This is a genomic window from Nocardia farcinica (genome assembly GCF_029867845.1).
GTDB lineage: Bacteria > Actinomycetota > Actinomycetes > Mycobacteriales > Mycobacteriaceae > Nocardia > Nocardia farcinica_A.
The window spans coordinates 1-7,935 of the sequence record NZ_JARWRU010001196.1 but is presented as its reverse complement, the minus strand read 5'-3'; the positions used below and the strand labels follow the sequence as shown (position 1 = coordinate 7,935).

Here is a 7,935-nt window from a genome sequence, read left to right as displayed (position 1 = left end):
GTCCGCGGCGGTCCGGCCGTCGGCAGTCCGGTGGCCGGACCGCGGGGGCGGGGCGGGCAGCCGATCGCCTACCTGATCGGCGCGCTGGCCTGGGCCATCGGCGCGCTGGCCACCGGCGTGTTCCCCGCCGCGGTGCTGCGGCAGGGGGTGACCGGCTCGCTGCCGGTGGCGCTGGCGCTGTGCGGTTCGGCGCTGTTCGCCGCCGCCGCGGCCACCGTGCCGCGCGAGGGCGTCAGCCGCTTGGTCCGTTCCATCCCGGCGGCGGGGGTGGCGATGGCCGCCGGAATGCTGTGCGCCGCACTGGGAGTGGCGCTCGGCAGCGTGCCGCTGCTGCTGGTCGGCTCGACCTTCTCCGGGCTGGTGCAGGTGGCGGCGGTGCGCATCGGGCAGGCGATGGTGACCGCCGGGCTCGGGCCGGTCGAGCACGGCCGGACCGTCTCGGGCTACACCGCCGTCGCCTATCTGGGGGCGTGGTTGTTCGTGGTGGCAGGCGGCGCGTGTGTGGCGCTGCTCGGGGTGTCCGGTGGCGTGCTGACGATCGCGACGATATTCGCCCTCTGCTGCCTCACGGTGGCGGCGACGGCGCGCGGCCTCGAAAACCAGCGCGGCGTTATTGCCGGCCGTGAGCTGGAAATCAGCAGCTCAGAGTGCGATTCCACGGTGAATGCAGCTGCGTAATCGGTTTTTACCCACTGGAAGCGATGACGACACGGTCGGCCGTTTGGCTGATCGAAACGACGAAGGAGAATGGCAATGTTCCGACTCGGATGGTTTCTCGGCAACGGCTTCGGAATGCAGCCCTGGTACGGCAATTGGACCGGCCGCGCGGTGACCGAATGGACCCAGCCGAGCATGTACGTGGATCTCACGACATCGCTCGAGCGAGCGGGCTTCGATCTGCTCTTCATCGAGGACACCTCGATGGTGGAGGACACCTACGGCTCCTCCATGGAGACCACGCTCAAGTACGGTCTCATGGCCCCCAAGAACGACCCCATCCCGCTGGTGCCGCTGCTGGCCCAGGCCACCGAGCACATCGGCATCGTGGCCACCATGTCCACCATCCAATACCCGCCCTACCTGGCGGCCCGCTCCATGGTGACCCTCGACCACCTCACCAAGGGCCGCGTCGGCATCAACGTGGTCACCTCCGTCTCACACCGGGTGGCCCAGAACTTCGGTCTGGACAAGCACTTCGAGCACGCCGAACGCTACGCGATGGCCGACGAGTGGATGGAGGTCGTCAGTCAGCTGTGGGACTCCTGGGAGCCCGACGCGCTGGTTCACGACACCGAGACCCCGCGCTACGCCGACCACACCAAGGTCCACCCGATCGACTTCGAGGGCAAGTACTTCAAGTGCCGCGGCCCGCTCAACACGATCCCCGGCCCGCAGCGCCGCCCCGTCGTCGCCCAGGCGGGCAACTCCCATCCCGGCCGCGACCTCGCCGCCCGCCACGCCGACACCATGCTCGCGCTGGCCAAGACCCCCGAGCAGATGAAGGCGCTGCGCCAGGACATGGACCGCAGGCTCATCGAACACGGCCGCAAGCCACAGGACCTGAAGATCCTGTTCATGGCCACCCCCTACCTCGGCGACACCGACGCCGAGGCGCAGGAACGCTTCAACCGCTTCGACAAGGCCAAGCACGACCCGGACAACATCGAGAAGCGCCTGTGGTACCTGTCCTACGTCTCCGGCGGCGTCGTCGACTACCGCAAGTACGACCTGGACGGTCCGGTCCCGCAGGAGATCGGCAACGGCGAGACCACCACCGCCAAGGCCTGGCTGGCGGGCTCGGAGAACATCACCCTGCGCGATCTGGCCACCGGGCCGGCCAACTACGGCATGGAGTTCGTCGGCAGCCCCGACACCATGGCCGCCCAGATGGGCGAGGTCATGGCGGAGGCGGGCGGCGACGGCTTCCTCATGTACCCCGACGTCACCCGCCGCTCGATCATGGAGGTCTGCGACGGCCTGGCGCCTGCGCTGCGCAAGCGCGGACTGATCCGGGACGGTTTCGCGCACAAGACCTTCCGCGAGAACCTCATGGACTTCTGACCCACGCGTCCGACCGCCACCCTGCCCCACCAGTTCGACCCGATCAACGAATCAATCACTCGCACAACACCTCTCGGGCCACCACCCGAGCGAACCCGGAACGGTCAGCGCGGACCGTCACCGGTGGGCGACCACCACTCACGCACGAGCGCGCACCGCCCATGGCCTCGTTATCCATCACCGCGACAAGGAGCGGACCGACCATGGCCTCCACCACCGTTTCCCCCACCCCCGCCAGGAAGGCGCCCGTCAGCGCCGCGCCCGACACCCCGCCGCTGCTGACCGTCCGCGATCTCACCATCCGCTACCACACCCCGCGCGGCCTGTTCACCGCCGTGGACTCCTTCTCCCTGACCATGCAGCCCGGCACCAAGGTCGCCGTCGTCGGCGAGTCCGGCTCGGGCAAGACCAACGCGTGCATGGCCGTCGCGGGCTTCCTCGCCCCCGACGCACTGGTCGACGCTGGTGCGCTGAGCTTCGACGGCCAGGACCTGCTGGCCCGCAAGCGCAGCGCCGTCCCACACCGTATCGAGGGCGTGGCCGTGGTCTTCCAGGACGCCATGACCTCGCTCGACCCGGTGTGGACCATCGGCCAGCAGCTGACCGCCGTCATCCGCAACACCGAACGCGCCGCGGGCGGCAAGAAGCCGAGCCGGGCCGCCGCCCGCGCCGCCGCCGCCGAATGGCTCACCAAGGTCGGGCTCACCGACACCGACCGGGTGATGGCCGCCCGCCCTTACGAACTGTCCGGCGGCATGCGCCAACGCGTCATGATCGCCATCGCGCTCAGCGGCTCGCCGCGCCTGCTCATCGCCGACGAGCCGACCAGCGCCCTCGACGCCACCCTGTCGCGCGAGCTGATGCAACTGATGGTGGCGCTGAGCGAGGACGTCGGCGCCGGCCTGCTCATGGTCTCCCACGACATCGCGCTGTGCCAGGAGTTCACCGACTGGACGGTGGTCATGAACAAGGGCCGCGTCGTGGAGGAGGGCCCGTCGGGCACGCTCGCCGAGACCGCCACCCACCCCTACACCCGCGGCCTGATCGCCTGCATCCCCACCCTCGAGCACGCCTCCACCTCGCGGCTGCCCACCATGGCCTCCGTCGCGGGTGAGCCGCTGGCGCCGACCATGTCGGGGGCGGCGTGATGAAACTCATCGGCAGGAAAGACACCGCGGTGACGGACAGTTTCATGAAGGTCGACGAGGTCGCCCGCCGCAACACCACGGTGCAGTTCTGCGGCGCGCAGAAGATCTTCCGCGGCCGCGGCGGCAGCAGCCACACCGCCGTGGACACCCTCGACCTGACCATCACCCCGCAGAACCGCATCGGCATCGTCGGCGAATCCGGTTCCGGCAAGTCGACGCTGGTGCGCATGATGGTCGGCCTGGAACATCCCACCCACGGCACCGTGGAGTACAACGGCCGTTCCATCGCCGCGCTCGGCCGCCCCGACCTGCGGGCGTTCCGCCGCGACGTGCAGCTGGTCGCCCAGGACACCTCGTCCTCGTTCGACCCGCGCCGCACGCTGCGCGACGCGATCCGCAGGCCGGTGATCGAGCTGCTCGGCAAGAGTACCCGCGCCGCCGACGTGCTGGTCGACGAGACGGTGGCCGCGCTGGAACTGGACCCGGCGCTGGCCGACCGCTACCCGCACCAGGTCTCCGGCGGCCAGCGGCAGCGCTTCTCCATCGCCCGCGCACTCGTGGTCGGGCCCGCGCTCATCATCTGCGACGAGGCGGTCTCCGCCCTCGACGTCTCGGTGCAGGGCGCGGTGCTCAACCTGCTCAAGGCGCACTGCGAGAACAACGGCGCCGGACTGGTGTTCGTCTCCCACGGCCTGCCCGCCACCGCGTTCATCGCCGAAGAGCTGATCGTGATGTACCGCGGTGCGGTCGTCGAACGCGGCGCCACCGCCGACGTGCTGCACCGCTCCAAGCACCCCTACACCCGCAAGCTGGTCGACGCCTATCGCACCACCGCCCAGCGCACCGAACGGCACGCGGAGGTGGTGGCATGAGCGGCGAATTGTGGCGCACCCACGGCTGGTGGGTGCGCAGGCTGGCCATGTTGCCGGTGCATCTGTTCCTGTTCGCGGTCGTAGTGTTCTTCGTGGTGCGCATGATCCCCGGCGACCCGATCGCCACCATCTCCGGCGGTCAGCCCATGACCCCCGAGCAGGTCGCCGAGGCGCGCGCCTCGCTCGGTCTCGACGGCAGTCTGCTCGAACAGCTCGGCCGCTATCTCGGCAACGTCCTCACCCTGGACTTCGGCAACTCCATCGTGGACAGCACCCCGGTCCTCGACGAGATGGGCCGCCGGTTGCCCGAGACACTCGAGCTGGCGCTGCTGGCGATGGTGATCTCCACCGTGCTCACCCTCGCCCTCGGCCTGTTCGTGGTGGCCAGGCCGCGCAACGTGGTCTCGCGCGCCATCGCCGGCTACGCCAGGGCGGCGGGCGCCATCCCGGACTTCTGTCTCGGCGTGGCCGGCGTGTTCGTCTTCTACACGCTGCTGCACTGGGCGCCCGCCCCGATCGGCCGCTACAGCGTGGTGCTCAACCCACCCACCCACGTCACCGGCATGCCGCTGCTGGACGCGGTGCTCTCCCGCGACACCATCGTGCTGCGGTCGATGATGTCGCATCTGTGGCTGCCGGTGGCGGTGCTGGTGATCGCCTACGCGCCGATGCTGCTCAAGTTGTTCGTCCGCTCCGCCCAGCAGGCCGCCGACGCCCAGGCCACCAAGTTCCGCATCGCCGCGGGCGCCTCGCGGCCGATGGTGATGCTGAGCATCGGCCGCCGCTCGCTGCCGCCGACGGTCGCCATGTTCGGCACCATCTTCGGCTTCATGCTCGGCGGCGCGGTCATCATCGAGCGCCTGTTCGCGCTGCCCGGGATGGGGGAGTACGCGGTACAGGCGGTGGGCCGCGCCGACTTCATCGCCCTGCAGGGCTTCCTGCTGACCGTCGCCGCGGTCTCCCTGCTGGTGTTCTTCGTCGTCGACGTGGTGAACATGATGCTCGACCCGCGGCGGCGACCCGGCGTCCGAGTGGAAGGAGCCTGACATGAGTGTCGCCCCCGAAGAGACGACGACCCCCGAGACGATCACGACCCCCGAGACGATCACGGCCACCGAGGAATCGGCGACGACCACGAGCGCCTCGGCGACGGCGATGCTGCGCCGGGCGTGCGGGTGGCTCGTGCCCGCCCTCGGCGTGCTCGTGGTCGCCGTCGCGGGGGCCGGGCCCGCCCTCGTGCCCTTCAGCCCGATCGACGTGGTCGCCAAGCCGGACCTCTCACCCGGCGGGGACCACCCGTTCGGCACCGACTCCGCGGGCATGGACGTGTTCTCCCGCACCGTCGCCGCCACCACCAACAACCTGATGATCGGGCTGTTCACCACGGTGCTGGCCACCGCCGTCGGCATCCTGCTCGGGCTGCTGGTCGGCATGCAGGAGTCGTCGCGCGGCCCGCTCGGGTGGGTCGGGGGGGGGGGGGGGCGGGGTTTGGCGGCGGGGCCGGGGCGCCGGGGGGGGGGGGCCCCCCGGGCCATGGCCCGCGCCATCGACCTGGTGCAGGCGGTGCCGGCCATCGTGATCGGCCTGGTGCTGATCGCCTTCTTCGGCGCCTCGGTGCTGTCGCTGGCGCTGGCGCTGACGGTGGTGCTCACCCCCAACCAGGCCAGGCTGGTGCGCACCGAGGTGCTGCGGGTGCGCGGCGAGGCCTATCTCGACGCCGCCCGCATCTCCGGCGAGCCGGAGTACGCGGTGATCGTGCGGCACGTGCTGCCCAACGCCTCCTGGCCCGCCCTGGAGAACGCCTCCCTGGTGTTCGCCTCGGCCATCGTGCTCACCGCAGGCCTCGGCTTCCTGGGGGTCGGCCTGAATCCCCCCACCCCCGAATGGGGTTCGATGATCGCCTCCGGCGCCGCCGCGGCGGTGGCCGGACGCTGGTGGGCGGCGCTGTTCCCGGCGCTGGCGCTGGCCGCGACCGTGGTGGTGGTGACCGCCGTCGGACAGCGGCTGTTCAACCGCGGCCCCGGCCGCTGACACACCGGCGAACTCATCCGGTCCCTTCCCGAGAAGTCTTCTCCCGAGAGTTACGGAGACACCCATGTCCGACATTCGTCGTGGCGTCCGGCGTCGCCTGCCGGTGGCGTTGGCGGGGGCGCTGGCCGTCCTCGTCGCCGCCACCGGGTGCGCCGAACCCGCCAACCGTCCCGGCGGCGCGGGCGAGCCGGGCAGCGTGCTGACCGTCGTCGCTCCCGACACCGGCATCGTGTGGGCGGTGGACAACGGTTTCGGCGGCTACGAGCAGGCCAACAACCTGCACGCCGGCCTGCTGCGCAAACCCTACGTCGACAGCCCGCAGGGCCGCGGCGTCCAGCAACAGGACGTCTACACCTACGAGCCCTACCTGGCCAGCGCCTACACCGTCAGCCCCGACGGGCTGACCTACACCTTCACCCTGCGCGAGGCGATCAGCGCGGCAGGCAACGTGCTGTCCGCCGACGACGTGCTCTGGTCCTTCGAACGCAAATTCGCCTCCCCGCGCTCGGTCTCGCCGGGCGTCATGGACCCCTCCATCACCGATCCGGCGAAGCAGATCGAGAAGATCGACGACCGCACGGTGTCGTTCACCCTGCCCAACGCGGGCCTCGGCGTCACCTTCATGGCGCTCATGGCCGACCTGGCCGGGCACATCTTCGACTCGAAACTGCTGAAGGAGCACGCCACCCCGGACGACCCGTACGCGGTGGCCTGGTCGGCGGAGAACCCGAACCACGGCTTCGGCCCCTACCGGGTGACCTCCTTCCAGCCCGGCACCTCGGTGGTGCTCACCGCCCGCGACGACTTCTTCGGCACACCCCCGCCGGTGCGGACCATCAACGTGCGCATCGTCGCCGACGCGGGCACCAGGGCCAACGCGGTCCGCAACGGGGACGCCGACCTCGCCGAAGGTCTCACCCCGGCCGACCTCGGCGCGCTGGCCGATGACCCGGCTGTCACCGTGCCGCAGGTCGGCAACCCGAACACCTTCATCATGATGCCGTTGGTGGTCAACAAGGCGCCCTTCGACAACAAGCTGGTGCGCCAGGCCATGGCCTACGCCACCCCCTATCAGCAGATCATCGAGAACGTGTATCGCGGCCTGGCCAAACGCGACAACGAGGGCTTCCTGCTCAACGACGCCCCCGGCTACACCGACGCGGGTTTCCCCGGCTACACATACGATCCGGGCAAGGCCCGAGAGCTGCTGGCGCAGGCAGGATTCCCCGACGGCGTCGAGTTCACCCTCGCGGTGAGCGCGGCCGAACCCGACGTGCTCGACGCGGCCAAGCAGATCCAGACCGCCGCCCGCGCGGCCGGCTTCGACATCACCATCGACGAGATGCCCGCCGCGCAGTTCGCCGCCCAGCGCAGCAACCACACCTCCCAGGCGTTCATCCTGCGCGACTACGCCATCACCCTCACCCCGCCGTACGAGTTGCTCGTCTACACCGCCAAGGGGTCGACGAACAATTTCGCCGACTGGGAACATCAGCCCTTCTACGACGCGCTCGCCGCGGGCAACGCCCTGCCGGACGCGCTGTCGGACGAGGCGGGTCTGGCCTGGAACGCGGCCGAGCGGATCTACCTGGAGGAATCGCCCATCGTGTTCATCGCCCAGGTGCAGCCCAATGTGGCCGTCGGCTCCGACGTGCGCGGCTTCGCCTGGCGCTCGGACAACTGGGTCGACTACTCGAACATGGGATTCGGGGTCCCGGAGACGAGTTGAGCCCACACCCGCGACGCGTTTTGCCCCGGGATAGGGAAGCCGCCCGGGGCCAAACGTTTGCGGCGGCCGCGGGGCGGTGCCCCCCCGCGCGCGG

General features: G+C 70.3%; 6 protein-coding genes and 1 pseudogene. All 7 read left to right on the top strand.

Annotated features, from left to right (window positions below; translation table 11 throughout):
* A pseudogene (locus QH283_RS26665) lies at positions 1-678 on the top strand (hypothetical protein); the annotation flags it as partial.
* A gap of 75 nt (positions 679-753) precedes the next feature.
* Complete coding sequence (locus QH283_RS26660; protein ID WP_280505689.1) at positions 754-2,061, top strand: NtaA/DmoA family FMN-dependent monooxygenase; 1,308 nt, start codon at positions 754-756, stop codon at positions 2,059-2,061.
* A 203-nt stretch (positions 2,062-2,264) separates the two neighbouring features.
* On the top strand, positions 2,265-3,209 hold the full coding sequence (locus QH283_RS26655; protein WP_280505688.1) for an ABC transporter ATP-binding protein: 945 nt from the start codon (positions 2,265-2,267) through the stop codon (positions 3,207-3,209).
* A gap of 29 nt (positions 3,210-3,238) precedes the next feature.
* Positions 3,239-4,081: an ABC transporter ATP-binding protein gene (locus QH283_RS26650; RefSeq protein WP_280505687.1), complete on the top strand. Its 843-nt coding sequence runs from the start codon at positions 3,239-3,241 to the stop codon at positions 4,079-4,081.
* Entirely contained in the window at positions 4,078-5,127 is a 1,050-nt protein-coding gene (locus QH283_RS26645; protein ID WP_280505686.1) for an ABC transporter permease, read from the top strand. Before QH283_RS26650 ends, QH283_RS26645 begins: the two co-directional genes overlap by 4 nt.
* Position 5,128: 1 nt before the next feature.
* Positions 5,129-6,112: an ABC transporter permease gene (locus tag QH283_RS26640; RefSeq protein WP_280505685.1), complete on the top strand. Its 984-nt coding sequence runs from the start codon at positions 5,129-5,131 to the stop codon at positions 6,110-6,112.
* A gap of 64 nt (positions 6,113-6,176) precedes the next feature.
* A complete protein-coding gene (locus QH283_RS26635; protein WP_280505684.1) occupies positions 6,177-7,841 on the top strand; it encodes an ABC transporter substrate-binding protein in 1,665 nt (554 codons plus the stop codon).
* The last annotated feature ends 94 nt before the right edge of the window (positions 7,842-7,935 follow it).

Coding starts and splice junctions, on each gene's coding strand:
- QH283_RS26660 (WP_280505689.1), top strand. CDS start 754: ATGTTCCGACTCGGATGGTTTCTCGGCAACGGCTTCGGAATGCAGCCC.
- QH283_RS26655 (WP_280505688.1), top strand. CDS start 2,265: ATGGCCTCCACCACCGTTTCCCCCACCCCCGCCAGGAAGGCGCCCGTC.
- QH283_RS26645 (WP_280505686.1), top strand. CDS start 4,078: ATGAGCGGCGAATTGTGGCGCACCCACGGCTGGTGGGTGCGCAGGCTG.
- QH283_RS26640 (WP_280505685.1), top strand. CDS start 5,129: ATGAGTGTCGCCCCCGAAGAGACGACGACCCCCGAGACGATCACGACC.
- QH283_RS26635 (WP_280505684.1), top strand. CDS start 6,177: ATGTCCGACATTCGTCGTGGCGTCCGGCGTCGCCTGCCGGTGGCGTTG.